Origin of the sequence: Halorubrum tebenquichense DSM 14210, from assembly GCF_000337415.1 — an archaeon.
GTDB lineage: Archaea > Halobacteriota > Halobacteria > Halobacteriales > Haloferacaceae > Halorubrum > Halorubrum tebenquichense.
In genome coordinates this window covers 1-1,460 of sequence record NZ_AOJD01000084.1, presented here as the reverse complement: position 1 = coordinate 1,460, position 1,460 = coordinate 1, and the positions used below count along the sequence as shown (strand labels likewise).

1 protein-coding gene and 1 pseudogene are annotated in these 1,460 nt (G+C 54.9%); both read right to left on the bottom strand.

Going from position 1 to position 1,460, the window contains the following annotated elements; genetic code table 11:
* A pseudogene (locus tag C472_RS15420) lies at window positions 1-1,000 on the bottom strand (transcriptional regulator); the annotation flags it as partial.
* A 211-nt stretch (window positions 1,001-1,211) separates the two neighbouring features.
* The gene (locus C472_RS17605) at window positions 1,212-1,355 is read right to left on the bottom strand and encodes a hypothetical protein (RefSeq protein WP_006655018.1); all 144 of its coding nucleotides are present in this window, start codon (window positions 1,353-1,355) and stop codon (window positions 1,212-1,214) included.
* Window positions 1,356-1,460: the final 105 nt, after the last annotated feature.

Sequence of the window (1,460 nt, the reverse complement as noted above, 5' to 3'; positions counted from 1 at the left end):
CGGTCGGTCGGTGGTCGTCCTCCCTCCCTCCCCGAGGGCGGTCCGTGATTACACGGGTATTGTGGTTTGGTTTTGGGGTGTTCGTAACGTAGTCCTGAAGGGCCTTTTGTCGCTCTTTCTCTTTGGCTAATTCTTCGAGGTACAACGCTCCTTTGTCGAGAATCTCGATTCGTAGGTTTCCGCGAGCGCCGTACTTCTCACAAAGACCATACTCGATTAGCTTCTCGTTCAATCGCCGCGAGACCGTGGTCCTATCGTACTGACTGAACGCCGATTGTAGGGCGCTGTAGGCCATGTGTCCGCTTTCAGTCTCACCTACCGTCCGAAGTATCTCGACAGCAAGTCCGTCCGTCCCAACCACGTCGACGAGCGTCGTAATGGAGTAATCATTACGGGTGTCGTTGCACGGATTCGTAACACTCGATGGGAGAATATCGCCGTAGTAGTTGTGCAAGTACACTCGGTCGATCTCTGACCCACCAAGGACCACGTCGACGCTCTCAGACAGCGTTAGAACGTACTCGATAATCTCGTCGGCCTGGTCGCGCCGCGTCTCTCTGAAAGCCGCATTGAGACCGATTGCTATCGTCTGTTGAGGGTTGCTATAGCCCAATAGACGAGTGAACGCGAGAGCGTCCTCTAAGGCGCTCTGTGGCTGTCCCATCTCATCATGTCCCAACCGTCGCGCATACCGAATCAAGTCCCACAGAGCCCGTCTCTCGCCGGCGACAGCTCGTCGTGCAAGTTTCACGACTGACCCATCGACGTCAAACCCACAACTCGACAGTCGGTGTTCAAACTCGAGTATGTCGACACCGTCCGCCGCTGTTTGTAGTGCCTCGAGAAGCGCAAATTGACTCTCTGTCTCGTCGAAGATTACTCGATGAACCCGAAGGGCGGTCCAGTCTGTAAGCGAGACGTCCGCCTCGAGGTCAGTCGCAAAGCGAAGGCTTCGCTTCTCAGTCGGTTCGTGTGCCGTCGTATCGTCCGTATCGTACATTTAGTGTCGCTTTTGTGCGAACACTAACGCCGGGTGAAAATCCGATAATCCCATAAGCCCCAACCACATTGGTTGAGTTAGGACAACGGGCCACCCGCCCGCCGTGTCCGCGTAAGCATCCTTCGACGCCGATAGGAGCGAAGTCCTGGCAGACTCGTGTGCTCCCGGCGTCGTTTGATTCAACTAGTTCGCTAGTCACGACTATAGTTTATTAATCCACCTTCTCAGAGAGATATGCGTCAAGCACCACCGCAATTGTCTCATCGTATGACCGTCGGCCTTCCCGCGCCTTGAGAACCCGGAGGTCGCGCCGCACATCCTTCGACACCGGAATCCGCGTGTCCGTGGCAGACATATATCCCGCTTTAGGGCACAACGTATAAAGCATTACGGACATGAAGATGTGATTGGTAAAGCATGAGTCTTGACGAAAGGGCAAGAGGGATTTTGTCACCGGCCG

Coding starts and splice junctions, on each gene's coding strand:
- C472_RS17605 (WP_006655018.1), bottom strand. CDS start 1,355: ATGTCTGCCACGGACACGCGGATTCCGGTGTCGAAGGATGTGCGGCGC.